The organism is Pseudomonas sp. MAG733B (assembly GCF_036884845.1).
Lineage (GTDB): Bacteria > Pseudomonadota > Gammaproteobacteria > Pseudomonadales > Pseudomonadaceae > Aquipseudomonas.
The window spans coordinates 6,097,737-6,123,695 of record NZ_CP145732.1 but is presented as its reverse complement, the minus strand read 5'-3'; the positions used below and the strand labels follow the sequence as shown (position 1 = coordinate 6,123,695).

Annotated in this window: 26 protein-coding genes and 1 other RNA gene; 22 read left to right on the top strand and 5 right to left on the bottom strand. The window is 59.9% G+C overall.

All coding sequences use genetic code 11. From position 1 onward, the window contains the following. Window positions 1–105: 105 nt before the first annotated feature. Entirely contained in the window at window positions 106–1,146 is a 1,041-nt protein-coding gene (locus tag V6Z53_RS28040) for an NADP(H)-dependent aldo-keto reductase (protein ID WP_338582932.1), read from the bottom strand. Window positions 1,147–1,391: 245 nt separating this feature from the next. On the opposite strand from V6Z53_RS28040, the gene rplM reads away from it, so the two are divergent. The 7 genes from rplM (at window position 1,392) to V6Z53_RS28005 (ending at window position 6,280) form a co-directional block, all read left to right on the top strand. Beyond that, complete coding sequence (rplM, locus tag V6Z53_RS28035) at window positions 1,392–1,820, top strand: 50S ribosomal protein L13 (protein WP_019693576.1); 429 nt, start codon at window positions 1,392–1,394, stop codon at window positions 1,818–1,820. A gap of 14 nt (window positions 1,821–1,834) precedes the next feature. Further along, entirely contained in the window at window positions 1,835–2,227 is a 393-nt protein-coding gene (rpsI, locus tag V6Z53_RS28030) for a 30S ribosomal protein S9 (RefSeq protein WP_003228056.1), read from the top strand. 268 nt (window positions 2,228–2,495) lie between these two features. Beyond that, the gene (petA, locus tag V6Z53_RS28025; RefSeq protein ID WP_338582928.1) at window positions 2,496–3,089 is read left to right on the top strand and encodes a ubiquinol-cytochrome c reductase iron-sulfur subunit; all 594 of its coding nucleotides are present in this window, start codon (window positions 2,496–2,498) and stop codon (window positions 3,087–3,089) included. Further along, entirely contained in the window at window positions 3,089–4,300 is a 1,212-nt protein-coding gene (locus V6Z53_RS28020) for a cytochrome bc complex cytochrome b subunit (RefSeq protein ID WP_338582927.1), read from the top strand. The genes petA and V6Z53_RS28020 overlap by 1 nt, the downstream gene beginning before the upstream one ends. Next, window positions 4,300–5,082: a cytochrome c1 gene (locus tag V6Z53_RS28015; protein WP_338582926.1), complete on the top strand. Its 783-nt coding sequence runs from the start codon at window positions 4,300–4,302 to the stop codon at window positions 5,080–5,082. Before V6Z53_RS28020 ends, V6Z53_RS28015 begins: the two co-directional genes overlap by 1 nt. A 150-nt stretch (window positions 5,083–5,232) precedes the next feature. Then, window positions 5,233–5,850, top strand: coding sequence for a glutathione S-transferase N-terminal domain-containing protein (locus tag V6Z53_RS28010; protein WP_007939828.1), 618 nt, complete (start codon window positions 5,233–5,235; stop codon window positions 5,848–5,850). A 16-nt stretch (window positions 5,851–5,866) separates the two neighbouring features. Next, the gene (locus V6Z53_RS28005) at window positions 5,867–6,280 is read left to right on the top strand and encodes a ClpXP protease specificity-enhancing factor (protein WP_338582925.1); all 414 of its coding nucleotides are present in this window, start codon (window positions 5,867–5,869) and stop codon (window positions 6,278–6,280) included. A gap of 128 nt (window positions 6,281–6,408) precedes the next feature. Here V6Z53_RS28005 and V6Z53_RS28000 read toward each other — a convergent pair whose 3' ends face one another. The 4 genes from V6Z53_RS28000 to V6Z53_RS27985 all read right to left on the bottom strand — a co-directional run bounded on the left by V6Z53_RS28000 (window position 6,409) and on the right by V6Z53_RS27985 (window position 9,852). Continuing rightward, window positions 6,409–6,987, bottom strand: a complete 579-nt coding sequence (locus V6Z53_RS28000) for a BON domain-containing protein (protein ID WP_338582924.1) — start codon at window positions 6,985–6,987, stop codon at window positions 6,409–6,411. Next, window positions 6,984–7,577: a phosphoheptose isomerase gene (locus V6Z53_RS27995; protein WP_007972584.1), complete on the bottom strand. Its 594-nt coding sequence runs from the start codon at window positions 7,575–7,577 to the stop codon at window positions 6,984–6,986. Before V6Z53_RS27995 ends, V6Z53_RS28000 begins: the two co-directional genes overlap by 4 nt. Window positions 7,578–7,678: 101 nt before the next feature. Further along, entirely contained in the window at window positions 7,679–8,041 is a 363-nt protein-coding gene (locus tag V6Z53_RS27990; RefSeq protein ID WP_338586582.1) for a YraN family protein, read from the bottom strand. Next, on the bottom strand, window positions 8,041–9,852 hold the full coding sequence (locus V6Z53_RS27985; RefSeq protein ID WP_338582922.1) for a penicillin-binding protein activator: 1,812 nt from the start codon (window positions 9,850–9,852) through the stop codon (window positions 8,041–8,043). The genes V6Z53_RS27990 and V6Z53_RS27985 overlap by 1 nt, the downstream gene beginning before the upstream one ends. A gap of 208 nt (window positions 9,853–10,060) precedes the next feature. Between V6Z53_RS27985 and rsmI the strand changes: the two genes are divergently transcribed. The 15 genes from rsmI to V6Z53_RS27910 all read left to right on the top strand — a co-directional run bounded on the left by rsmI (window position 10,061) and on the right by V6Z53_RS27910 (window position 25,957). Further along, a complete protein-coding gene (rsmI, locus tag V6Z53_RS27980) occupies window positions 10,061–10,933 on the top strand; it encodes a 16S rRNA (cytidine(1402)-2'-O)-methyltransferase (RefSeq protein WP_338582921.1) in 873 nt (290 codons plus the stop codon). A 75-nt stretch (window positions 10,934–11,008) separates the two neighbouring features. Further along, an RNA gene (rnpB, locus tag V6Z53_RS27975) (RNase P RNA component class A) lies at window positions 11,009–11,362 on the top strand. A gap of 354 nt (window positions 11,363–11,716) precedes the next feature. Beyond that, window positions 11,717–12,172: a division/cell wall cluster transcriptional repressor MraZ gene (mraZ, locus tag V6Z53_RS27970; RefSeq protein WP_338582920.1), complete on the top strand. Its 456-nt coding sequence runs from the start codon at window positions 11,717–11,719 to the stop codon at window positions 12,170–12,172. A gap of 2 nt (window positions 12,173–12,174) precedes the next feature. Continuing rightward, window positions 12,175–13,116: a 16S rRNA (cytosine(1402)-N(4))-methyltransferase RsmH gene (gene rsmH / locus V6Z53_RS27965; protein ID WP_338586580.1), complete on the top strand. Its 942-nt coding sequence runs from the start codon at window positions 12,175–12,177 to the stop codon at window positions 13,114–13,116. Further along, window positions 13,113–13,406, top strand: coding sequence for a cell division protein FtsL (ftsL, locus tag V6Z53_RS27960; protein WP_338582919.1), 294 nt, complete (start codon window positions 13,113–13,115; stop codon window positions 13,404–13,406). Before rsmH ends, ftsL begins: the two co-directional genes overlap by 4 nt. Next, window positions 13,406–15,145, top strand: coding sequence for a penicillin-binding protein 2 (locus V6Z53_RS27955; RefSeq protein WP_338586579.1), 1,740 nt, complete (start codon window positions 13,406–13,408; stop codon window positions 15,143–15,145). The genes ftsL and V6Z53_RS27955 overlap by 1 nt, the downstream gene beginning before the upstream one ends. Beyond that, window positions 15,145–16,608: a UDP-N-acetylmuramoyl-L-alanyl-D-glutamate--2,6-diaminopimelate ligase gene (locus V6Z53_RS27950; RefSeq protein WP_338582917.1), complete on the top strand. Its 1,464-nt coding sequence runs from the start codon at window positions 15,145–15,147 to the stop codon at window positions 16,606–16,608. The genes V6Z53_RS27955 and V6Z53_RS27950 overlap by 1 nt, the downstream gene beginning before the upstream one ends. Then, entirely contained in the window at window positions 16,601–17,968 is a 1,368-nt protein-coding gene (gene murF / locus V6Z53_RS27945; RefSeq protein ID WP_338582916.1) for a UDP-N-acetylmuramoyl-tripeptide--D-alanyl-D-alanine ligase, read from the top strand. The genes V6Z53_RS27950 and murF overlap by 8 nt, the downstream gene beginning before the upstream one ends. Next, on the top strand, window positions 17,968–19,050 hold the full coding sequence (gene mraY / locus V6Z53_RS27940; protein WP_016773275.1) for a phospho-N-acetylmuramoyl-pentapeptide-transferase: 1,083 nt from the start codon (window positions 17,968–17,970) through the stop codon (window positions 19,048–19,050). Before murF ends, mraY begins: the two co-directional genes overlap by 1 nt. Window positions 19,051–19,056: 6 nt before the next feature. Further along, the gene (gene murD, locus V6Z53_RS27935) at window positions 19,057–20,403 is read left to right on the top strand and encodes a UDP-N-acetylmuramoyl-L-alanine--D-glutamate ligase (RefSeq protein ID WP_338582914.1); all 1,347 of its coding nucleotides are present in this window, start codon (window positions 19,057–19,059) and stop codon (window positions 20,401–20,403) included. Between the two features lie 2 nt (window positions 20,404–20,405). Then, entirely contained in the window at window positions 20,406–21,617 is a 1,212-nt protein-coding gene (gene ftsW, locus V6Z53_RS27930; RefSeq protein WP_338586578.1) for a putative lipid II flippase FtsW, read from the top strand. Further along, the gene (gene murG / locus V6Z53_RS27925) at window positions 21,607–22,677 is read left to right on the top strand and encodes an undecaprenyldiphospho-muramoylpentapeptide beta-N-acetylglucosaminyltransferase (RefSeq protein WP_338582912.1); all 1,071 of its coding nucleotides are present in this window, start codon (window positions 21,607–21,609) and stop codon (window positions 22,675–22,677) included. Before ftsW ends, murG begins: the two co-directional genes overlap by 11 nt. Beyond that, the gene (murC, locus tag V6Z53_RS27920; protein ID WP_338582911.1) at window positions 22,670–24,130 is read left to right on the top strand and encodes a UDP-N-acetylmuramate--L-alanine ligase; all 1,461 of its coding nucleotides are present in this window, start codon (window positions 22,670–22,672) and stop codon (window positions 24,128–24,130) included. The genes murG and murC overlap by 8 nt, the downstream gene beginning before the upstream one ends. Next, window positions 24,127–25,086 carry a D-alanine--D-alanine ligase gene (locus V6Z53_RS27915; RefSeq protein WP_338582910.1) on the top strand — a complete coding sequence of 320 codons (960 nt, stop codon included), beginning with the start codon at window positions 24,127–24,129 and terminating at the stop codon, window positions 25,084–25,086. The genes murC and V6Z53_RS27915 overlap by 4 nt, the downstream gene beginning before the upstream one ends. A 4-nt stretch (window positions 25,087–25,090) precedes the next feature. Beyond that, a complete protein-coding gene (locus tag V6Z53_RS27910) occupies window positions 25,091–25,957 on the top strand; it encodes a cell division protein FtsQ/DivIB (RefSeq protein WP_338582909.1) in 867 nt (288 codons plus the stop codon). Window positions 25,958–25,959 lie beyond the last annotated feature (2 nt).

Below are 25,959 nucleotides of genomic sequence, written 5' to 3'. Positions count from 1 at the left end.
CGCCTTCGCGAGCAAGCCCGCTCCCACATTCAATCGAGTTCTCCCAAGGGAATACGGTCAAAAATGTGGGAGCGGGCTTGCTCGCGAATGCTGTTTATCTATCGATCAAGGCGCAGGATTCGGATGATCCTTGTGAATCGCCTCGATCCCTTCCAGCACTTCATCCGATAGCTTCAGATCAAAACTGGCAATGTTGCTCTCCAGTTGCTCCATCGTGGTCGCGCCGATGATATTGCTGGTCACGAAAGGCTGCTGCGTCACGAATGCCAGGGCCATTTGCGCCGGGTCCAGGCCGTGTTCACGGGCCAGTGCCACATAGCGGCTGCATGCGGCTTCCGACTGCGGGTTGAAATAGCGGCTGAAGCGGCTGTAGAGGCTCAGGCGACCTTTTGGCGGGCGCGCGCCACCTTCGTACTTGCCTGACAGGAAGCCAAACGCCAGCGGCGAATAGGCGAGCAGGCCGCACTGTTCGCGAATGGCGATTTCCGCCAGGCCGACTTCGAAGCTGCGGTTGAGCAGGTTGTACGGGTTCTGGATCGACACCGCGCGTGGCCAGCCACGGGCTTCGGCCAGGGCAAGGAAACGCATGGTGCCCCACGGGGTTTCGTTGGACAGGCCGATGTGGCGGATCTTGCCGGCCTTGACCTGTTCGTCCAGTGCTTCGAGGGTGTCTTCGAGCGGCGTCAGGTTGGCTTCGATCTTGTGCTTGTAGCCCAACTGACCGAAGAAATTGGTGCTGCGCTCCGGCCAGTGCAGTTGGTACAGATCGATGTAGTCGGTCTGCAAGCGCTGGAGGCTGGCATCCACGGCTTCGGTGATGTGCTGTCGATTGTGCCGAAGATTCTTGTCGCGGATGTAGTCGATGGTGTTGCCCGGCCCGGCGATCTTGCTGGCCAGGATCCAGTCGGCACGGTCACCGCGGCTCTTGAAGTAATTGCCGATGTAGTGTTCGGTGGTGGCGTAGGTTTCGGCCTTGGGCGGCACCGGGTACATCTCGGCGGTGTCGATGAAATTGATCCCTGCGCTCTTGGCCCGTTCAATCTGGGCGAAGGCGTCTGCTTCGCTGTTTTGCTCGCCCCAGGTCATGGTTCCGAGGCAGAGGGCACTCACATTCAGATTGGTCCGGCCTAGCTGGCGATAGTCCATCGGGTGCTCCTTGGGCAAAACAATCATAAAAGCAGGTTGAAATATTTTTCGCAATCTGCATAATTGCGCACCTCTTTCTGCAGTGGAAGTGATGCGCCGCCGCCGAAGAATCTTGCCGTTGAACGGACGCGCCGACCCGAGCCCCCGAAAGCGTCTGTATCCGGCTGCCTTTGACTTGTCAAAGTACGCACTATTCAGTAAGATCCGCCGTCTAATTTACAGGGCGGCCCCTGAGGCTATAAAGAATGAAAACTTTTACTGCTAAACCGGAAACAGTAAAGCGCGACTGGTTTGTCGTCGACGCTGCTGGTCAGACCCTGGGTCGTCTGGCCACCGAAATCGCGAGCCGTCTGCGTGGCAAGCACAAGCCTGAGTACACTCCTCACGTTGACACCGGCGACTACATCGTCGTAATCAACGCTGAGCAGATCCGTGTTACTGGCGCTAAAACCACTGACAAAATCTACTACTCCCACTCCGGTTTCCCGGGCGGCATCAAGTCGATCAACTTTGAAAAGCTGATCGCCAAGGCCCCTGAGCGCGTGATCGAGACCGCGGTCAAAGGCATGCTGCCTAAGAACCCGCTGGGTCGCGACATGTACCGTAAGCTGAAAGTCTATGCGGGCGCTGCACACCCACATACTGCTCAGCAGCCCCAAGAACTGAAGTTTTAACGGAATAGTACATTATGTCGGCGACTCAAAATTACGGCACTGGCCGTCGCAAGACCGCAACCGCACGCGTTTTCCTGCGTCCGGGTACTGGTAACATCTCCATCAACAACCGTTCGCTGGATAATTTCTTCGGCCGCGAAACTGCCCGCATGGTAGTTCGTCAGCCGCTGGAATTGACTGAGACTGTCGAGAAGTTCGACATCTACGTCACCGTGATCGGCGGTGGTGTAAGTGGTCAAGCTGGCGCAATCCGCCACGGCATCACTCGCGCTCTGATGGACTACGACGAGACTCTGCGCAGTGCTCTGCGTAAAGCCGGCTTCGTAACCCGCGATGCACGTGAAGTTGAACGTAAGAAAGTTGGTCTGCGTAAAGCGCGTAAGCGTCCGCAGTACTCGAAGCGTTAATTCGCTTCCACGTTCAAAAAAGAACGCCCGGATTCCTCACGGAACCGGGCGTTTTTTTATGCGTGCGATTTATCAAAGAATTGCGCTGTGACAACTTGCCACAGCCGTAGACGCCCTATACTACAAGGCTTGGCAGTGGTGCCCTGGGGTAATTACCTTGTCAGAATTGGGGCTTTTCATTACCATTCGGCAAAATTTTTATAAGTACATAGATTTACTTAGTAGATGCCTGATTTAACAGGCCACAAAGCTGATGGGAGAGGACTGAATGAGCAATGACGGCGTGAATGCAGGCCGGCGTCGCTTCTTGGTAGCAGCCACATCCGTGGTGGGTGCTGCAGGAGCGGTGGGGGCTGCGGTCCCGTTCGTGGGGTCATGGTTTCCCAGTGCCAAGGCGAAAGCCGCAGGTGCACCGGTGAAAGTGAATGTCAGTAAAATCGAGCCAGGCCAGCAGATGATTGCTGAGTGGCGCGGCCAGCCGGTATTCATCGTCCGCCGTACACAGGAAATCCTGGGGAATCTGAAAAAGATCGAGGGCCAGTTGTCTGACCCGACCTCCAAGAACTCGACACAACCGACCTATGTCGACCCGGAAGTTCGGTCGATCAAACCTGAAATTCTGCTGCTGATCGGTATCTGCACCCACCTGGGTTGCTCGCCGACCTTCCGTCCCGAAGTGGCACCTGCTGACCTGGGCAAGGACTGGGTAGGTGGCTATTTCTGCCCTTGCCACGGCTCCCACTACGACCTGGCTGGCCGCGTCTACAAGTCGCAACCCGCGCCTTTGAACCTGCCAGTTCCCCCGCATTCCTATGAGACCGATGACATCATTGTCATTGGCGTCGATACGGAGAAAGCGTGATGAGCAAGTTCATGGATTGGGTTGATGCGCGCTTCCCCGCAACCAAAATGTGGGAAGACCATCTCAGCAAGTATTACGCCCCGAAGAACTTCAACTTCTTCTATTTCTTTGGTTCCCTGGCATTGCTCGTTCTGGTCAACCAGATCGTCACTGGTGTCTGGCTGACCATGAGCTACACCCCGTCGGCGGAAGAGGCATTTGCTTCCGTCGAATACATCATGCGCGACGTCGAGTACGGCTCGATCCTGCGTCTGCTGCACTCCACCGGCGCTTCGGCGTTCTTCATCGTGGTCTATCTGCACATGTTCCGTGGCTTGCTCTACGGTTCGTACCAGAAGCCGCGTGAGCTGGTGTGGGTCTTCGGCATGCTGATCTACCTGGCGTTGATGGCTGAAGCCTTCATGGGCTACTTGCTGCCGTGGGGCCAGATGTCCTACTGGGGCGCCCAGGTGATCATCTCGCTGTTCGGTGCGATCCCGGTCATCGGCAACGACCTGACCCAGTGGATCCGTGGTGACTACCTGATTTCCGGTATTACCCTGAACCGCTTCTTCGCCTTGCACGTGGTGGCCTTGCCGATCGTGATTCTCGGTCTGGTGGTGCTGCACATCCTGGCGCTGCACGAAGTGGGTTCGAACAACCCGGACGGCGTGGACATCAAGAAACACAAAGACGAAAACGGCATACCGCTGGACGGCATTGCCTTCCACCCGTACTACACCGTGAAAGATATCGTCGGCGTGGTGGTGTTCCTGTTCATCTTCTGTTCGATCGTGTTCTTCTTCCCGGAAATGGGTGGTTATTTCCTCGAGAAGCCGAACTTTGAAGTGGCGAACGCCTTCAAGACCCCAGAGCACATCGCTCCGGTCTGGTACTTCACACCGTTCTACGCAATTCTGCGGGCGATTCCGGACAAGCTGATGGGCGTAATTGCCATGGGCGCTTCGATTGCCATGCTATTTGTTCTGCCGTGGCTGGACCGTAGCCCGGTCAAGTCGATGCGCTACAAAGGCTGGCTGAGCAGGATCTGGCTGTGGGTGTTCTGCATCTCGTTCGTGATCCTGGGCGTGTTGGGTGTTCTGGCTCCGACTCCAGGCCGTACGCTGCTGTCGCAGGTATGTACCTTCCTGTACTTCGCCTACTTCATTCTGATGCCGTTCTACACCCGGCTCGAGAAGACCAAACCGGTACCGGAAAGGGTGACTGGCTGATGAAAAAACTATTTGCTGTATTGATGCTTGCCGCACTGCCGGTATTCGCTTTTGCTGCTGAACACGGTGGTCCCGAGCTGGAAAAAGTCGACATCGACGTTTCCGACAAGGCTGCCATGCAGGATGGCGCACGTACGTTCGCCAACTATTGCATGGGTTGCCACAGTGCCAAGTTCCAGCGGTATGAGCGTGTTGCCGATGACCTGGGCATTCCTCACGAGTTGATGCTTGAGAAGCTGGTGTTCACCGGCGCCAAGATCGGCGACCACATGAGCATCGGCATGCAGCCGGCTGACGCCAAGACCTGGTTCGGTGCGGCACCACCCGACCTGACCCTGGTTGCTCGCGTTCGCGGTACCGACTGGCTCTATGGTTACCTGAAGTCGTTCTATGAAGATCCGTCGCGTCCTTGGGGCGTGAACAACAAGGTCTTCCCGAACGTCGGTATGCCGAACGTGCTGGTCGGCCTGCAAGGTCGTCAGGTTGTCGGTTGCAAACAGGTTCAGATCGTCGAAGACGGCAAGAAGCAATATGACCCGCTGACCGGTACGCCGCTGACCCATGAAGCGTGCGATCAGCTGACCATCGTGCCGAAAAGCGGTGCTTTGACCGAAGAGCAGTTCGATGAGAAGGTCAAGAATCTGGTAACCTTCCTGGCTTACTCGGCTAACCCGGTTAAGCTGCAACATCAGCGCATCGGTACGTATGTATTGCTGTACCTCGCGTTCTTCTTCGTATTCGCTTACTTGCTCAAGCGTGAATACTGGAAAGACGTGCACTGATAAAGCTTCAAGCAATTGCTGTTAATCGCGCGCGCCCAAGGGCGCCTCTGAAAGTGTAACGAGCCTGGTCTTCCAGGCGTTACGGGAGGCGTCCTCTGGGCGCGCTCGTTTTTCCGCTTACGATAATTTCTACAAGCGAGGAGGACCGCCATGGGCGTGACCAATCGGTTGGCCTGTTACTCCGACCCCGCCGACCACTATTCCCACCGAGTGCGAATCGTACTGGCAGAGAAGGGTGTCAGCGCCGAGATCATTTACGTGGAAGCTGGCCGCCAGCCGCCTAAACTGATCGAAGTGAACCCTTACGGCAGTTTGCCCACCCTGGTCGATCGTGACCTGGCGTTGTGGGAATCTACGGTGGTGATGGAATACCTGGATGAGCGTTACCCGCACCCGCCACTCCTGCCGGTTTATCCGGTGGCGCGTGCCAACAGTCGTCTGTTGATACACCGTATCCAGCGCGACTGGTGTGGTCTGGTGGATCTGATCCTGGATTCGCGGACCAAGGAAGCCGCTCGCGTCGTGGCGCGTAAAGAGTTGCGTGAAAGCCTGACTGGCGTGTCGCCGTTGTTCGCCGACAAGCCGTTTTTCCTCAGTGAGGAACAAAGCCTGGTGGATTGCTGCCTATTGCCAATACTCTGGCGATTGCCGATTCTAGGTATAGAACTGCCGCGGCCTGCCAAGCCGCTGCTTGATTACATGGAGCGCCAGTTTGCGCGTGAGGCTTTCCAGGCGAGTCTGTCTGGTGTCGAACGCGATATGCGCTAAGGCTTAAGGAGCCGCTATGAACTCCAGTCGACCTTATCTGGTCCGCGCGCTCTACGAGTGGATTGTTGATAACGATTGCACCCCGCACATGCTGGTCAACTCCGAGTATCCCTCGGTACAGGTGCCGCAGGGTTTTGCCAGTGACGGGCAGATTGTCCTGAACGTATCGCCGCAAGCCGTGCGTCATTTGCACATGGACAACGACGCGGTGAGCTTCGAAGGCCGCTTCGGTGGTGTGCCGCATACGCTGTACGTGCCTATCGCATCGATCCTGGGGATCTACGCCCGGGAGAACGGTCAGGGCATGGTGTTTGATCTGGAATCGCCTATGGGCGAAGACGACGACATCGAGCCGGATGATGATCTTCCGCCACCGGACAGCGAGCCGCCGCGGCCAAGCGGACGGCCAAGTTTGAAGGTGGTGAAGTAATAAAAAAGGCGATCCGAATGGATCGCCTTTTTTGTGTCTGCTGATTCGTCCTGTAGGAGCACAGCTTGCTGGCGATGGCGATCTTCAGGGCGCTATCGCCAGCAAGCTGTGCTCCTGCAGAAGTGGGATCAGTCGATGTACTCAAACAGCTTCACAATCTTCTGCACACCGGAAACGCTTTGCACCAGATTGGTTGCCTGCGCGGCTTCCTGTTTGGTCAACAAGCCCAGCAGGTAGACGATACCGTTTTCGGTCACGACCTTGATGCGCGAGCCGGGGATGTTCGGGTCGGTCAGCATCTGGGTCTTGATCTTGGAGGTCAGCCAGGTGTCATTCTGGCGGGCAAGGAAGCCGGAGGGTGGCAGAACCTGTATTTCGTTGTGAACCGTCTTCACGCGCTGGACGGCAGCGGCGGCCTGTTCGGCCTTGGCCTTGAGGTCGGCGCGCGGGGTTTGCCCGGCGAGCAGCACGACGCCGTTGAAGCTGGTGACGACGATGTGCGAGTCGTTATCCAGCGCGGGGTCGGCCTTGGCGATGTTCACGCCGACCTTGGTGTCGATCAGGGAATCGTCGATTTTGCTGCCGAAGGTGCGGGTGCCACGGTCATCTTCGATCGGTGCTTCACGGCTGGCATTCACCACAGAGGTGCAGCCGCTGATGCCGAGGCACAGGGTCAGGGCCAGTAGGCCGAGGCGATTAGGGGTCATTCTTCACTCCCGAACAGTTGGCTGTCGATCAGATCGCATAGGCAATGGATCGCCAGCAGGTGGACTTCCTGAATACGTGCGGTGACGTTGGCCGGTACGCGAATCTCCACGTCCTCGGGCAATAGCAGCGACGCCATGCCGCCGCCATCGCGACCGGTCAAAGCTACGACAATCATTTCGCGATCATGTGCGGCCTGGATCGCTTGAATTATGTTCGCCGAGTTGCCGCTGGTGGAAATCGCCAGCAGTACATCGCCGGGTTGACCCAGCGCGCGGATCTGCTTGGAGAAGATTTCGTTGTAGCTGTAGTCGTTGGCGATCGAGGTGATCGTCGAACTGTCGGTGGTCAGTGCGATGGCCGGCAGGCTCGGGCGCTCGCGTTCGAAGCGATTGAGCAGCTCCGACGAGAAGTGCTGGGCGTCACCGGCAGAGCCGCCATTGCCGCAGGAGAGCATTTTGCCCTCGTTGAGCAGGGCGTTGACCATGACCTGGCTGGCTTGCTCGATGTGCGGTGCAAGTACTTCCATCGCCTGTTGCTTGGTGTCGATACTGGCCTGAAAAAGCTGGCGAATTCGCGATTGCATGTCCATCTGTGTGACCTTAATGAGCGCGGCTGTCCGGCACGTGAAAGTGCAGCCCGCAAAACAAAGAGCAAAAGTGTTGGGTGGTGTCCGCTTCGTGGCGCAGGCGATCAGCTGTCGAAGGCATTCTGCAACCAGTTCAACTGATCGAAGTTGCTATCAATGGCAACCACGTCGAAGCGGCAAGGGGAATTGGCCCAGCGTGACTCACGCTGAAGAAAATACTGCGCGGCAAAAATCAGTTTCTGCCGTTTGCGCTCATCGACGCTATCGAGCGCGCCACCCCATTGAGTGTTTTTTCTGTAGCGAACTTCAACGAATACTACTGTATCGCCATCTAGCATGACCAGATCAAGCTCGCCGCGTTTACACAACCAGTTCTGCGCCAGCAGGCGCAGCCCTCGTTGTTGAAGATGCTCGAGCGCATGGCGCTCGGCATCCTTGCCGCTTTGCTGGCGTGACCTGTCAGGCATCAGCGAGGTGTGTTCGGCAGGCGTTGAACCTGACCGTTGACGAACTCGGCCCATGGCAACTGCCGCACGACGCGCTGGTTCTGGGTCATGCTCAGGCTGCCCGACTGGCCTTCGATGCGGCTGTCCGGCAGGGCCTTGAGTTGTCCCAGGCGTGGCGCCAGGCGATAGGCGTCGACGCCCATTGCGTACAAACGACCCAGGCTGCCGGCCGCTTGCGGCCATTGAGCCGTGACTTGTTGGCGCAGGGGATCATTGGCATCCAGCAGCCATGGGGTTTCGCAGAAGCGAATGCCGTTCATGTCGTTGTACTGGTTTACGTCGCCGCTGGCGCTGAACACGTGGGAAGTGGCGTAGACCGGCACGTCACCCGCGTACTGGAAGTTCAGGGTCGGTTTGATCTGTTGCGCCTGTTGTGGCGTGGCGGCCAGGAAGATGAATTCGATGTCCTGGCGACGCGAAGGCTGGGCGGCGACTTGCGAGCCGACCGTGCTTTGCAGGCTCTTGGCGCGACCTTCGCTCTGGCGCAGCTGGAACATGTCGGCAATCTGCTGGGCCAGTTGAACCGGTTGGTCGACGCGTTCGGTGGCGACAATGCTGCCGCCGTTCGCTTGCCAATCCTGGCTGAACGCCCGAAGTACGCGGTCGCCCCATTCGCCTTTCGGCACCATGATGGCTGCGCGATGCAGGCCGTCGGCGCGAGCGCGGCGGGACACTTCACGGGCTTCGTCTTCTGCGGCCAGACCAAACTGGAACAGTTGCGCCGGACCTTGATCGCCTTCGCTGTAGTTCAGCGCCAAGGTGGTGATCGGCAATTGCGGGCGAGTGCTCAGCTGTTTGACCAGCGGCTTCTCCAGTGGGCCGACCACCAGTTGCACGCCATCGGCCTGGGCCTTGCGATAGAACTCGTCCATGGACGTCAGGCGCGAGCTGTCATAGAACTCGATGGCTGGCGGCTTCTGTCCGGCTTGTTGTGCCTGGTAGTGCGCGGCCATGAAACCTTCGCGAAGCGCCTTGCCGACCGAAGCCAGCGGCCCGTCCTGTGGCAGCAGCAGGGCGATCTTGCTCAGGGGCTGGCTGGCCAGTTCCTTGAGCTTGGTCAGTGGCAGCGGCAGTTCAACGGCGGCCGGGTGTTTTGGATTCTGCTTGCGCCAGTTGTCGATGGCGGCCTGCTGCTGCTCCAGAGTGCCAGCAGTTTTCACCGCCAGCGCCAGGCCCATCCAGCCGCCGAGGTCGTCAGTGGTGTTTGGCTGCAATTGGTCGGTCGGCAGTGAAGCGATCAGTGCCCAGATCGCTTCGTGGTTTTTGCTGGCGGCTTCACCTTTGAGCATCGGCGCGATAAAGATGCGTTCCTTTGCGGCGGCCAGTGTCTGGCCATCGGCTTCAAGGGCGCGAGCGCGAACGGTGCCGGTGCGGATCTGTTGCTCTTCCGGCAATTCGCCCAGGCGCTGCATGCTTGGATGACTCAAAGCGGTCAGCGCAGCTTTCGGCTGATTGCGGGTCATGGCCAGCTCTGCGGCCAGTGTGCTGGCAAATACCTGCTGGCCGGGCTTGAGTTGCTCCACGGGCACTTGTTGCAGGATTTGCGCGGACTGGGCGGCATTGCCCTGACGGTAGGCCAGGTCTGCTGCGCTCAGGCGCAACAGGGCGGCGTCTTCTGGCGATTTGCTTTGGGCGGCCTTCTCGAGCAGTTGCTCGATACTGGCATCCGGGGTCCGTGGAAGTTCGCCAAGGCTGGAGGAGGGCGAGCTGGCGCAAGCCGCCAGCAAGGCAGCGAGGCAGAGGGCAGTGAACAGCCGCAGGCAAGCGATCATGTAGTGTTCCTGATACTCGATCAAATTAGCGTGGAATTGTACCCAAGCACTGGCCGGGGCGCGATGTTACTGGCATCAATCGATCAATTTAGCTGGTGAAAATGTTGCGGTGCGGCAAAAACGGCTGCAAAACCGAGTGCTGCTTGCGCGTATCGCGAGCGTCGCGACGCGTTACAATGGCGGCTTTATCGATCATGAGGTGTGCGCTTTGACTGCTCCAGGTGCTTTGAATTCCGCTGCTGGCTCGCTTTATGTGGTGGCGACGCCCATCGGCAACCTGGACGACATCAGTGCGCGTGCGCTGAAAATCCTGCGCGATGTCGCGTTGATCGCCGCCGAGGACACCCGCCATTCACAGCGTTTGATGCAGCACTTCGGTATCCAGACGCCGCTGGCAGCTTGCCATGAGCACAATGAGCGCGATGAAGGCAGTCGTTTCATTACCCGTCTCCTCGCCGGCGACAGTGTGGCGTTGATCTCCGATGCCGGGACGCCGCTGATTTCCGATCCGGGTTATCACCTGGTGCGCCAGGCCCGCGCTGCCGGGATCAATGTGGTGCCGGTGCCGGGTGCCTGCGCGTTGATCGCGGCATTGTCGGCAGCCGGGTTGCCGTCGGACCGTTTTATCTTCGAAGGTTTTCTGCCGGCCAAGGCGGTGGGACGACGCGCTCGTCTCGAGGCGATAAAGGAAGAGCCGCGCACGCTGATCTTTTACGAAGCCCCGCACCGCATCCTTGAATGTCTGCAGGATATGGAGCTGGTGTTCGGCGCCGAGCGTCCGGCATTGCTGGCTCGCGAACTGACCAAGACGTTCGAAACCCTCAAGGGCTTGCCCCTGGCCGAATTGCGCCAGTTCGTCGAGTCGGACAGCAATCAGCAGCGCGGTGAATGCGTGGTATTGGTGTCGGGCTGGACCGCGCCTGAGTCCGAAGATGCGGTCAGCAGTGAGGCGATGCGCATTCTGAATCTGTTGCTCGAAGAAATGCCGCTCAAGCGTGCCGCGGCATTGGCAGCGCAAATTACCGGCGAGCGTAAGAATGTTCTTTATCAGGTCGCGCTGGATAAACAGAAAAGCGAGTAAAACCCGACGCATAGGCATGCTCAAAGGCGTTTAGCGCTTGTTCTTCGGGCGCTCTGCCGTTAACCTTCGCGGCGGAGAGTCGATCGGACAGTCGCTGCCCTCTATGAAAATTAGGGGGGGGAGGAAAGTCCGGGCTCCATAGGGCGAAGTGCCAGGTAATGCCTGGGAGGCGTGAGCCTACGGAAAGTGCCACAGAAAATAACCGCCTAAGCGCTTCGGCGCCGGTAAGGGTGAAAAGGTGCGGTAAGAGCGCACCGCACGTCTGGCAACAGTTCGTGGCTAGGTAAACCCCACTTGGAGCAAGACCAAATAGGGTCCCAAGGCGTGGCCCGCGCTGGGACCGGGTAGGTTGCTAAAGATGTCCAGTGATGGCCATCGTAGACGAATGACTGTTCAAGACAGAACCCGGCTTACAGATCGACTCTCCACCTTTTTCTCTCCTCTGCTTAAATCATTGAGCAGGGGGCGGTGATAGCAATTTCCCTTCTTACACAATCATCTGCAGAACCCCTGTTGTAATACCGAAAAAATCTTACTCTTAATAAATTACTTTAACTTCCGAACGCAGCCGTCTGTGCTGATTCAAGTTATCGGGCAGTTTCACCTGCCGAATTCTCGTTACCCCTCCTTTTATGCTCCTAAATCTCAGTTCTGTAAGGGTTTTCCTTTAATCCGCGCCTTGACGGTGTGGTGGGCGCATTCCTATAGTGTGCGCAAGTGGCGGAAAGTGGCATGAAGTGGGTTTTTTGAACTCAAAACGCTAGAATTTGGAGAAACGCTGACGTGTTTCGCGGAGCCAACGCTATCAGTCTCGATGCAAAGGGCCGTCTCGCCATGCCGAGCCGGTACCGTGACGAGCTCGTTTCGCGTAGTTCCGGTCAGTTGATCGTCACAATTGATGCCGTTGATCCGTGTTTGTGTGTTTACCCCCTCGATGAGTGGGAAATTATTGAAACCAAACTGCGCGCACTGCCTTCGCTTCGCGAAGAGAACCGCCGCCTGCAACGTTTACTGATTGGTAATGCCGTCGACCTCGAGCTCGATGGCAGTGGTCGTTTTCTGGTTCCACCGCGTCTTCGTGAATATGCCAAGTTGGATAAGCGCGCGATGTTGGTAGGCCAACTGAACAAGTTCCAATTGTGGGACGAGGATGCCTGGGATGCGGTTGCTGCCGCTGACCTGGCTGCTATTCAACAACCGGGCGCCATGCCTGACGAACTGCGTGATTTGATCCTGTGACTATTGATAGCGGCTTTAACCACATCACCGTACTGCTTGACGAAGCCGTCGAGGCTCTCGCCGTACGTCCTGATGGCTGCTATCTGGATGGCACGTTCGGGCGCGGCGGGCATAGCCGGTTGATCCTCAGCCAGCTCGGTCCAGATGGCCGGTTGCTGGGATTCGACAAGGATCCTCAAGCGATTGCCACCGGGCAGACGCTAGCGGCCGAAGACGGCCGCTTTGTCGTTGTGCAGCGTAGCTTTGCCGAACTCGGATCCGAAGTGGCCGAGCGCGGTCTGCACGGCAAGGTCAGTGGCATTTTGCTGGATCTTGGCGTGTCTTCGCCGCAGCTCGACGATCCTGAACGCGGCTTCAGTTTCCTCAACGATGGCCCGCTCGACATGCGCATGGACCCGTCCCGCGGAATCAGTGCGGCCGAGTTCGTCAACACCGCGCCCGCGGAAGAAATCGCCCGGGTGTTCAAGGAATACGGCGAAGAGCGTTTTTCCGGTCGCATGGCCCGTGCCGTGGCCGAGCGTCGTGACATCAAGCCGTTCGAGCGTACCGCCGATCTGGCTGAAGTGTTGAAAGTCGCCAACCCTGCGTGGGAAAAGGGCAAGAACCCTGCGACCCGTGCGTTCCAGGGCCTGCGTATTCACGTCAACAACGAACTGGGCGATCTGGAAACCGGCCTCGAAGCCGCGCTGGAATGCCTGGAAGTGGGCGGTCGCCTGGTGGTGATCAGCTTCCACTCGCTTGAAGACCGCATCGTCAAATTGTTCATGCGCAAGCTGGTGAAGGGTGAAGCCGACAACCTGCCGCGCAACCTGCCGGTTCGGCACGTCGCCTTCGAACCGAAAATCAAAGTCCATGGCAAAGCGCAGACGGCCTCCGACGCCGAACTCAAAGCCAACCCACGTTCGCGTAGCGCTGTCATGCGTGTGGCGGAGAAGCTGCGGTGAGCAGGCTTTTCGCCAAGCCACTGCCCGGCGGAAGCTTTTTCATGCTGCTGCTGTTTGTTGGCGTGCTCGTTTCGGCCATTGGTGTGTCCTACAGCGCGCACTGGAATCGTCAGTTGCTGAACTCGCTGTACAACGAGTTGAGCGTGCGCGACAAGGCGCAGGCTGAATGGGGCCGGTTGATTCTTGAGCAGAGCACCTGGACGGCGCATAGCCGTATCGAAGTGCTGGCCACCGAACAACTGAAAATGCGCATTCCCGGTGCCGCCGAAGTGCAGATGGTGGCGCCATGATGAAACTCGAAGGCGCACTCTTTCCGTGGCGCTTCCGCCTGGTGGTGGGTTTGCTCGGCATCATGGTGGCGGCGATCGCCTGGCGCATCATCGACCTGCAAGTGGTCGACCGTGACTTCCTTAAAGGTCAGGGCGACGCGCGCAGCGTTCGTCACATTCCGATTCCGGCTCACCGTGGTCTGATTACCGACCGTAACGGCGAGCCGTTGGCCGTGAGTACGCCGGTGACGACCCTGTGGGCCAACGCCAAGGAAATGCAGCTGGCCAAAGAGAAATGGCCAGCACTGGCTGCCGCACTCGGGCAAGACCCGAAAGCCTTGGCCGAGCGCCTCGAAGCACAAGCCAATAAAGAATTCATTTACCTGGTGCGCGGGCTGACGCCTGAGCAGGGCCAGGCTGTGCTCGACCTGAAAGTGCCGGGCGTCTATGGCATCGAAGAGTTCCGCCGTTTCTATCCTGCCGGTGAAGTCACCGCGCATATGGTCGGCTTCACCGATATCGACGATCACGGTCGAGAAGGTGTCGAACTGGCCTACGACGAATGGCTCGCCGGGGTGCCCGGCAAACGACAGGTGATCAAGGACCGGCGCGGCCGGTTGATCAAAGATGTCCAGGTCACCAAAAACGCCAAGGCCGGAAAGCCCTTGGCGTTGTCCATTGACCTGCGCCTGCAATACCTGGCGAACCGCGAGTTGCGTAACGCGATCATCGAGAACGGCGCGAAGGCCGGCAGCCTGGTGATCATGGACGTGAAGACCGGCGAGATCCTCGCCATGGTCAACCAGCCGACCTACAACCCGAACAACCGTCGCAACCTGCAACCGGCGATGATGCGTAACCGCGCGATGATCGACGTGTTCGAGCCAGGCTCGACCATGAAAGCGATCTCGATGAGCGCCGCGATCGAAACCGGGCGCTGGAAACCGAGCGATACCGTCGAGGTGTACCCGGGCTCCTTGCAGATCGGCAAGTACACCATCAAGGACGTCTCCAAGACCGAAGGTCCGGTGCTCGACCTGACCGGCATTCTGATCAATTCCAGTAACGTCGGCATGAGTAAGGTCGCGTTCGATATCGGCGGCGAAACCATTTTCCGTCTGGCGCAGAAAGTCGGCCTCGGCCAGGACACCGGTCTTGGCTTCCCGGGCGAGCGCGTCGGCAACCTGCCGAACTACCGCGAGTGGCGCAAGGCTGAAACCGCAACGCTGTCCTATGGCTACGGTATTTCGGTGACGGCAATCCAGCTGGTGCACGCCTTCTCGGCGCTGGCCAACAACGGTCGCCTCGCACCGCTGACACTGATCAAAACCGACAAGGCACCGCAAACCACCCAGGTATTGCCGGAAGCCGTCGCGAAAACCATGCAAGGCATGCTGCAACAAGTGATCGAAGCCCCGCGCGGTGTATTCCGTGCGCAGGTGCCGGCGTATCACGTGGGCGGCAAGTCGGGTACTGCGCGTAAAACCTCGGTCGGCACCAAAGGCTATGCCGAGAACTCCTATCGCTCGCTGTTCGCAGGTTTCGGCCCGATGAGCGATCCGCGGTACGCCATCGTGGTGGTGATCGACGAACCGACCAAGGCCGGTTACTTCGGTGGCCTGGTATCGGCGCCGGTATTCAGCCGTGTGATGTCCGGCACCCTGCGCCTGATGAACGTCACCCCGGACAACCTGCCACCTACTCAACAAGCGAACGCTACGCCGGTCGTTCCACTGAAAGCCAATGGAGGGCGCGGCTGATGTCATTAAGTCTGAACAAGATATTCCCCCACGCCGGCCACGATCTGTTGATCCGTGAATTGGCACTGGACAGTCGCAACGTACGTGCCGGGGACCTGTTCCTGGCGGTGCCGGGCGGCAAATTCGATGGCCGTGCACACATCGCCGATGCACTGGCGCGCGGCGCGTCTGCCGTGGCTTATGAAGTGGAAGGCGCCACTGTGCTGCCGATCACTGACGTGCCATTGATTCCGGTCAAAGGCCTGGCGGCCCAGTTGTCGGACATCGCCGGGCGTTTTTATGGCGAGCCGAGTCATCACCTGAACCTGGTGGGCGTGACTGGCACCAACGGCAAGACCAGCGTGACCCAACTGGTTGCCCAGGCGCTGGACCTGCTCGGTCAGCACTGCGGCATCGTCGGCACGCTCGGCTCCGGTTTCTACGGCGCGCTGGAAAGCGGCCTGCACACCACGCCGAATCCGATTGCCGTGCAAGCGACCCTGGGCGATCTGAAAAAGGCCGGTGCCAAAGCGGTCGCCATGGAAGTGTCGTCCCATGGTCTGGATCAGGGCCGTGTTACCGCACTGGCGTTTGATGTGGCGGTGATGACCAACCTGTCCCGCGATCATCTGGACTATCACGGCACCATGCAGGCTTATGGCGAAGCCAAGGCCAAGCTTTTTGCCTGGAACGATTTGAAGTGCCGGGTGGTGAACCTCGACGACGATTTCGGCCGGCAACTGGCCGCCGAAAAACGTGAATCGCGGCTGATCTCCTACAGCCTGCTCGACAGCAGCGCCTATCTCTATTGCCGCGAAGCGCAGTTCGACGACGAAGGCGTGCGCGCCACGCTGGTCACGCCGCAGGGCGAGCACCATTTGCGCAGCACCTTGCTCGGTCGTTTTAATCTGAGCAACGTACTGGCAGCGGTCGGCGCTTTGCTCGGTCTGGATTACGCGCTGGACGAAATTCTCAAGGTACTGCCGAAACTCGAAGGCCCGGCGGGTCGCATGCAGCGCCTCGGTGGTGGTACTCAACCGTTGGTGGTGGTCGATTACGCTCACACCCCGGATGCTCTGGAAAAAGTTCTGACGGCATTGCGTCCGCACGTAAAAGGTCGGTTGCTGTGCCTGTTCGGCTGTGGCGGCGACCGCGATCGCGGCAAGCGTCCGCTGATGGCGGAAGTGGTCGAGCGTCTGGCCGACGGCGTGCTGGTCACCGACGACAATCCTCGCACCGAAGATCCTTCAGTGATTTTTGACGACATCCGCGCCGGTTTCACGGCTGTGGATAAAGTCACCTTCGTCGCTGGCCGTGGCCAGGCGATTGCCCAGTTGATCGCGAGTGCGTCGGCGGACGACGTGATCGTGTTGGCCGGCAAAGGTCACGAGGACTATCAGGAAATCAATGGCGAACGCCACGCCTTCTCCGATCTGGTCGAGGCTGATCATGCCCTGACCGCGTGGGAGGTGGCCCGTGCTTAAAGCCTTGAAACTGAGTGATCTGGCCGGCGCGCTGAATGCCCGCCTGATTTCTGCCGATGCCAGCTTCGACGGTGTCAGCATCGACAGCCGTGCGATCAAACCGGGTCAGCTGTTCATTGCCTTGGCCGGTCCGCGCTTCGATGGTCATGACTACCTCAATGACGTGGCGGCCAAGGGCGCCGTGGCGGCATTGGTCGAGCGTGAAGTGGCCGACAGCACACTGCTGCAATTGCTGGTCAGCGATACCCGTCAGGCACTCGGCCAGTTGGGCGCGCTGAACCGCAAAGCCTTCACGCATCAGGTCGCAGCGGTCACCGGTTCCAGCGGCAAGACCACAGTCAAGGAAATGCTCGCGAGCATCCTGCGCACGCGCGGTCCGGTGCTGGCGACCCGTGGCAATCTGAATAATGACCTCGGCGTTCCGCTGACCCTGCTCGAACTGGCGCCGGAGCATACCGCCGCCGTGATCGAACTGGGTGCCTCGCGCCTGGGTGAAATTGCCTACACCGTGGCCATGACCAAACCCCACGTGGCCATTCTCAACAATGCCGGGACCGCCCACGTTGGCGAGTTCGGCGGGCCGGAAAAAATCGTCGAAGCCAAGGGCGAGATTATTGAAGGGCTGGAGGCCGATGGCGTCGCCGTTCTCAATCTCGACGACAAGGCATTCGGTATCTGGAAGACGCGCGCCGGTGATCGCAAAGTGCTGACGTTCGCCTTGAGCAACACCAGCGCTGACTTCTACGGCAGCGACCTGGCCACCGATGCGCGCGGTTGCCCGGCGTTCAATCTGCACAGCCCCGAAGGTGTGGAGCGCGTGCAATTGAACCTGCTCGGCACCCACAACGTGGCTAATGCCATGGCCGCTGCGGCGGCTGCCCATGCGTTGGGTGTGTCGCTGTTCGGCATCGCCACCGGCCTCGGCGCAGTGCAACCGGTCAAGGGTCGTACCGTTGCGCAACTGGCGACCAACGGCATGCGCGTGATCGATGACACTTACAACGCAAACCCCACCTCGATGTGCGCCGCCGTTGATATACTCGCCGGCTTTTCCGGACGCACCGTTCTGGTGCTCGGGGATATCGGCGAGTTGGGCGATTGGGCGGAGCAGGGGCATCGCGACGTGGGCGAGTACGCCCGTGGCAAGGTTTCCGCGCTGTACGCCGTCGGACCCATGATGGTTCACGCCGCCAACGCCTTCGGTCCACAGGCTTTTCACTTCAGCACGCAGGCTGAACTGATCAAGGCCCTGGGCGCCGAGCAAGACACAAACACCACCATTTTGATCAAGGGCTCGCGCAGCGCCGCGATGGAAAACATCGTCGCCGCTTTGTGCGGGACCAGCCTGGAGAAACATTAATGCTGCTGCTGCTAGCGGAGTATCTGCAACAGTTCTACAAAGGCTTCGCGGTCTTCCAGTACCTGACCCTGCGCGGGATTCTCGGTGTACTGACCGCGCTGGTCTTGTCGCTGTGCTATGGACCGTGGATGATCCGCACCCTGCAGAACCGTCAGATCGGCCAGTCCGTTCGTAATGATGGCCCGCAATCTCACCTGTCCAAGTCGGGTACTCCGACCATGGGTGGCGCGTTGATCCTGTCGTCCATCGGCGTCAGCACCCTGCTGTGGGCTGACCTGTCCAACCGTTACGTCTGGGTCGTGTTGCTGGTGACCTTGCTGTTCGGCGCCATCGGCTGGGTCGACGACTACCGCAAAGTGATCGAGAAGAACTCCCGTGGCTTGCCAAGCCGCTGGAAGTATTTCTGGCAGTCGGTATTTGGCCTCGGCGCGGCGATCTTCCTTTATATGACCGCCGCCACTCCGGTGGAAACCACCCTGATCCTGCCGATGCTCAAGGATTACAGCATTCCGCTGGGCGCCGGCTTCATCGTGCTGACCTACTTCGTAATCGTCGGTTCGAGCAACGCGGTCAACCTGACCGATGGCCTCGACGGCCTGGCGATCATGCCGACCGTGATGGTCGGTGGTGGCCTGGGCATTTTCTGCTACCTGTCCGGTAACGTGAAATTCGCCGAATACCTGCTGATTCCTTATGTGCCGGGTGCGGGCGAGCTGATCGTGTTCTGCGGCGCGTTGATCGGAGCCGGCCTGGGCTTCCTCTGGTTCAACACCTATCCGGCACAAGTCTTCATGGGTGACGTCGGCGCACTGGCGCTGGGCGCGGCCCTGGGCACCATCGCGGTGATCGTCCGTCAGGAAATAGTCCTGTTCATCATGGGCGGCGTGTTCGTGATGGAAACCCTGTCAGTGGTCATTCAGGTTGCCTCCTTTAAGCTGACCGGTCGCCGCGTATTCCGCATGGCACCGATACACCACCACTTTGAACTCAAGGGCTGGCCCGAGCCGCGCGTGATCGTCCGTTTCTGGATCATCACCGTGATTCTCGTGTTGGTCGGCCTTGCCACCCTGAAGCTGAGGTAGAAACTCGTGTCTCTGATCGCTTCTGACCACTTCCGCATCGTTGTCGGCCTCGGCAAGAGCGGCATGTCCCTGGTTCGCTTCCTGGCGAACCGGGGCGTGGCGTTTGCCGTGGCCGATACGCGGGAAAATCCACCGGAACTGGCCACGCTCAAGCGTGACTATCCGCACGTGGAAGTGCGTTGTGGCGAGCTGGACGTCGAATTCCTGTGCCGTGCCGACGAGCTCTACGTGAGTCCAGGTCTGGCGCTGGCGACCCCGGCCTTGCAGGCTGCCGCTGCCCGTGGCGTGAAATTGTCCGGCGATATCGAGCTGTTCGCGCGTAACGCGAAGGCGCCGATCGTGGCCATCAGCGGTTCCAACGCAAAAAGCACCGTGACCACCCTGGTCGGCGAGATGGCGGCTGCGGCCGGCAAGCGTGTCGCCGTCGGCGGCAACCTCGGCACGCCGGCGCTGGACCTGCTGAGCGACGACATCGAGCTGTACGTAATGGAGTTGTCGAGTTTCCAACTGGAAACCACCGACCAGCTCAACGCCGAAGTGGCGACCGTGCTCAACATCAGCGAAGACCACATGGACCGCTACAGCGGTCTGCCGGCTTATCACCTGGCCAAGCACCGGATTTTCCGTGGTGCCAAGCAGTTTGTGGTCAACCGTCAGGACGCCCTGAGCCGTCCGCTGATGGGCGAGGGGCAGCCGTGCTGGACCTTCGGCCTGACCAAACCGGATTTCAAGGCTTTCGGTATCCGTGAAGAAGACGGCGAGAAGTACCTGGCCTTCGAATTCCAGAACCTGATGCCGGTGCGCGAGCTGAAAATTCGCGGTGCACATAACCAGTCCAATGCCCTCGCGGCATTGGCGCTCGGTCATGCCGTGGGCCTGCCGTTCGACGCCATGCTCTCGGCCCTGCGCACCTTCGCCGGTCTTGAGCATCGCTGCCAGTGGGTGCGTGACCTGGATGGCGTGGGCTATTACAACGATTCCAAGGCCACCAACGTGGGCGCCGCACTGGCAGCCATCGAAGGCCTGGGCGCGGACATCGACGGCAAGGTCGTGCTGATCGCCGGTGGCGATGGCAAAGGTGCCGAGTTCAACGACCTGCGTGATCCGGTGGCGGCCAACTGCCGCGCCGTGATCCTCATGGGCCGCGACTCCGACAAGATCGGCGAGGCCATCGGCGATGCTGTACCGCTGATTCGCGCAACCACATTGATTGATGCCGTTGAGCAATGTCGCGCCGCTGCGCAACCGGGTGACGTGGTGCTGCTGTCGCCAGCCTGCGCCAGCTTCGACATGTTCAAGAACTACGAAGACCGTGGTCACCAGTTCGTCCAAGCTGTGGAGGAACTGGCATGAGCCTGCTGAACATCATCAAGCCGTACCCATCGCCACTGATCACCGGGCGCGGTATCGACCTCGACTTCCCGATGCTCGCCGGGTGCCTGGCGTTGCTCGGCCTCGGGCTGATCATGATTGCCTCGGCCTCCACTGAAGTGGCAGCCGTGCAGTCGGGCAGCGCCCTGTATTACATGATTCGCCACCTTATCTATGTGGTGCTGGGGCTCGGCGCCTGCATCGTCACCATGATGATTCCGATCGCCACCTGGCAACGCCTGGGCTGGCTGATGCTGCTGGGCGCGTTCGGCTTGCTGGTGATGGTGATCATCCCCGGCATCGGCCGTGAAGTGAACGGTTCGATGCGCTGGATCGGTTTCAGTTTCTTCAACGTGCAGCCGTCCGAAATCGCCAAGGTGTTCGTGGTGATTTACCTCGCCGGTTATCTGGTGCGTCGCCAGAAAGAAGTGCGTGAAAGCTGGATGGGCTTCTTCAAGCCGTTCATCGTTCTGCTGCCAATGGCGGGCCTGTTGCTGATGGAACCTGACTTCGGGGCCACCGTCGTGATGATGGGGGCTGCGGCGGCGATGCTGTTCCTCGGCGGAGTCGGCTTGTTCCGGTTCTCTCTGATGGTGGTGCTCGCGGTCGGTGCGGTGGTGCTGTTGATCCAGATGCAGCCGTATCGAATGGCGCGTCTGACCAACTTCGCCGACCCGTGGGCTGACCAGTTCGGTGCCGGCTATCAGCTGTCCCAGGCCTTGATCGCGTTCGGTCGCGGCGAGTGGCTGGGCGTTGGCCTGGGCAACAGCGTGCAGAAACAGTTCTATCTGCCGGAAGCGCACACCGACTTCGTGTTCTCGGTCCTGGCCGAAGAGCTGGGCGCCGTGGGTTCCTTGTGCACGGTCGCGCTGTTCGTCTTCGTCTGTATTCGCGGCATGTACATCGGTTTGTGGGCCGAGAAGGCCAAGCAGTTCTTCGCAGCTTATGTGGCCTACGGTTTGTCGTTCCTGTGGATCGGTCAGTTCCTGATCAACATCGGCGTGAACGTCGGCCTGCTGCCTACCAAGGGCCTGACCTTGCCGTTCCTCAGTTATGGCGGCAGTTCCCTGGTGATTTGCTGTGCCTGTCTCGGCTTGTTGCTGCGCATCGAGTGGGAGAGTCGAACCCACTTGGGCAGTGAAGAGATGGAGTTCCATGAGAGCGACTTCGCCGAGGAGCCGAACCATGGGCGCTAACGTATTGATCATGGCTGGCGGCACCGGTGGGCATGTATTCCCGGCGCTGGCCTGCGCCCGCGAATTCCAGGCGCGCGGTTACACCGTGCATTGGTTGGGTACGCCGCGCGGCATCGAAAACGAACTGGTCCCGGCGGCCGGCATCGAACTGCATCGGATCAACGCCAGCGGACTGCGGGGCAAAGGCAAATTGTCGTTGCTCAAAGCGCCGTTCATGTTGCTCAAATCGGTCTGGCAGGCGCGGGCGATCATTCGTCAACTGCGGCCAGCCTGTGTGGTCGGCTTTGGTGGCTATGTGACCGGTCCTGGCGGTGTTGCCGCCAAACTGGCCGGCGTGCCGGTGATCGTTCATGAACAGAACGCCGTGGCCGGTACCGCCAATCGGTTGCTGGTGCCGTTGGCCGCCCGAGTCTGTGAAGCGTTCCCCGACACCTTTACCCTGTCGAACAGCCGTCGAACCACCGGTAACCCGGTGCGCACCGAGCTGTTCCTCGAAACACCGCGACCAGCCCTGGCCGGTCGCAAGGCGCGTTTGCTGATCCTTGGCGGAAGCCTGGGCGCAGAGCCGTTGAACAAGTTGCTGCCTGAAGCCCTGTCGCAAGTCGCCGTCGACCTGCGCCCGGACGTGTTCCATCAGGCCGGCAAAAACCACGATGAAGTGACTGCAGAGCGCTACCGCGCGGCTGGCGTCGAGGCGCAGGTGCAGCCCTTCATCAAAGACATGGCCCAAGCCTATGGCTGGGCCGACCTGGTGGTATGTCGCGCAGGTGCGCTGACCATCAGTGAACTGGCTGCCGCCGGTCTGCCCTCGATGCTGGTGCCATTGCCCCACGCGATTGACGATCACCAGACCCGCAACGCCGATTATTTGGCCCGTGAAGGCGCAGCCTTCCTGATGCCGCAAAGAACGACTGGCGCAGCGGATCTTGCCGCGCGCCTGACAGAGGTCCTGATGCAACCGCAACGACTCGAAGAAATGGCCCAAGCGGCCCGCCGTCTGGCCAAACCCGATGCCACCCGTAACGTGGTCGATACCTGTCTGGAGGTGGCCCATGGTTGAGAATCAGAAAGCCATGCCGCAACCGGAAATGCGCCGCATCCGTCGCATCCACTTCGTTGGAATCGGCGGCGTCGGCATGTGCGGGATTGCCGAAGTGTTGTTGAACCTGGGCTATCAAGTGTCCGGTTCCGACCTGAAGGCTTCGCCGGTCACCGAGCGCCTGGAGTCTTTCGGCGCGCAGATCTTTATCGGCCACCGTGCCGAGAACGCTGCCGCCGCCGACGTGCTGGTGGTGTCGAGCGCCGTGAACACCTCGAACCCGGAAGTCGCCACCGCGCTGGAACGCCGTATTCCTGTAGTGCCGCGCGCAGAAATGCTGGCTGAGCTGATGCGCTACCGCCACGGCATCGCCGTCGCCGGTACCCACGGCAAAACCACCACCACCAGCCTGATCGCTTCGGTGTTTGCAGCCGGTGGCCTGGACCCGACGTTCGTCATTGGTGGCCGTCTGAATGCCGCGGGCACCAATGCCCAGCTCGGCACCAGCCGTTACCTGATCGCCGAAGCCGACGAAAGCGATGCCAGCTTCCTGCACCTGCAACCGCTGGTGGCCGTGGTCACCAACATCGACGCCGATCACATGGCGACCTACGGCGGTGACTTCAACGTACTGAAGAAAACCTTCGTCGAGTTCCTGCACAACCTGCCGTTCTACGGTCTGGCGGTGGTGTGCCTGGACGATCCGGTCGTGCGCGAAATCCTCCCGCAGGTCAAACGTCCGACCGTCACTTACGGTTTCGGCGACGACTGCGACGTACGCGCGATCAATGTTCGCCAGCAAGGCATGCAGACCTTCTTCACCGTGCTGCGTCCTGACCGCGAGCCGCTGGATGTCTCGGTGAACATGCCGGGCAACCACAACGTATTGAACGCACTGGCGACCATTTGCATCGCCACCGACGAGGGCGTCAGCGATGAAGCCATCGTCCAGGGCCTGTCCGGGTTCCAGGGTGTCGGCCGTCGCTTCCAGGTCTACGGCGAACTGCCGGTAGAGGGCGGCAACGTGATGCTGGTCGATGATTACGGTCACCACCCGACCGAAGTCGCCGCCGTGATCAAAGCCGTGCGCGGTGGCTGGCCGGATCGCCGACTGGTGATGGTCTACCAGCCGCACCGCTACAGCCGCACCCGCGATCTGTACGACGATTTCGTCAATGTACTGGCCGACGCCAACGTGCTGCTGCTGATGGAAGTCTATCCGGCGGGCGAAGAGCCGATTCCGGGTGCCGACAGCCGCAAGCTGTGCAACAGCATCCGCCAGCGCGGTCAGCTTGATCCGATCTACATCGAGCGTGGTGTCGACCTCGCGCCAGTGGTCAAGCCGCTGCTGCGTGCCGGCGACATCCTGCTGTGCCAGGGGGCCGGTGATATCGGCGGCCTCGCGCCAAAACTGTTGAAAAGTGAGTTGTTCGCCGGTGCGGTTGCCGCGCCGGAGAAGGGGAAGTTGAAATGACTGCTGCCTACGCCAACCTCGTCTCCACGATCGCGCCGAAAGATTTCGGCCGCGTCGCCGTGCTGTTCGGCGGCAAGAGTGCCGAGCGCGAAGTGTCCCTGAAGTCGGGTAACGCCGTTCTCGACGCGCTGCAAAGCGCGGGCGTGGACGCGTTCGGCCTCGACGTCGGTGATGACCTGCTGCAGCGTCTGCAGAGTGAAAAGATCGACCGCGCCTTCATCATCCTCCACGGTCGGGGCGGTGAAGACGGCAGCATGCAGGGCCTGCTCGAATGCCTGGGTATTCCTTACACCGGCAGCGGCATCCTCGCTTCGGCACTGGCCATGGACAAGCTGCGCACCAAGCAGGTCTGGCACAGCCTCGGGATTCCGACGCCGCGTCACGCCGTGCTGCGCAGCGAGGCCGATTGTATTTCGGCAGCGACGGAACTGGGCTTCCCTTTGATCGTCAAACCGGCGCATGAAGGTTCAAGTATCGGGATGGCCAAAGTGACTTCCGCGCCGGAGTTGATCGACGCATGGAAAGCGGCCAGTACCTACGATTCGCAAGTGTTGGTCGAGCAATGGATTCAAGGTCCGGAGTTCACCATCGCCACCCTGCGTGACCAGGTGTTGCCTCCAATCGCCCTGGGCACGACGCACAGTTTCTACGACTACGACGCCAAGTACATCGCCAACGATACCCAGTACCGCATTCCGTGCGGGCTGGACACTGCCAAGGAAAAGGAACTCATGGACCTCACGGCGAAAGCCTGTGAAGCGCTGGGTATCGCCGGTTGGGGCAGGGCGGACGTGATGCAGGACGCCGACGGACAGTTCTGGTTCCTGGAAGTCAACACGGCGCCGGGCATGACCGATCACAGCCTGGTGCCGATGGCGGCCCGTGCTGCCGGTCTGGATTTCCAGCAACTGGTCCTGGCCATCCTGGCCGCCAGTGTTGAAGAGTCGAGAGGTTAAGACCATGCACGGCGCTCAAGTCAGACATCAGCCACCCGCACCCGGCCGCAAGCCGGTGCCGCGGGGTGCCAGCCGAATGGTGGCCAAAGAGCCGATGTCTGCGCGCCTGCCGAAAGCCAATTTCGGTTTTCTGAAAAGCCTGTTCTGGCCGGTGCTGCTGGTGGCATTGGGGTTCGGTACTTACGAAGGTGCACAGCGATTGCTGCCGTACGCCGACCGGCCGATCACCAAGATCAACGTGCAGGGCGACTTGAGTTACATCAGCCAGCAAGCGGTGCAGCAGCGGATTGCCCCGTATGTGGCGTCGAGCTTTTTCACCGTCGACCTGGCGAGCATGCGCTCGGAGCTGGAACAGATGCCATGGATTGCCCACGCCGAAGTGCGTCGGGTATGGCCGGATCAAGTGGTCATCCGCCTGGAAGAACAACTGCCGGTGGCCCGCTGGGGCGACGAGTCGCTGTTGAACAACCAGGGCCAGGCGTTCACCCCGCGTGAGCTGGCGAACTACGAACACCTGCCACAGCTGTTCGGCCCACAACGGGCTCAGCAGCAAGTAATGCAGCAATACCAGGTCCTGAGCCAGATGCTCAGGCCAATGGGCTTCTCGATTGCGCGCCTGGAGTTGCGTGAGCGAGGCAGCTGGTTCCTGACCACTGGCCCCGGCAGCGCGGGCCCCGGAATCGAACTGCTGCTGGGACGCGGCAACCTGGTGGAAAAGATGCGCCGCTTCATTGCCATCTATGACAAGACGCTCAAAGAACAGATTACGAACATTGCGCGCATCGATCTGCGCTACGCCAACGGCCTCGCTGTTGGCTGGCGGGAACCTGTAGCGCCCACGACAGCCCAACCCGCTGTCGCGAAGAATTAAGA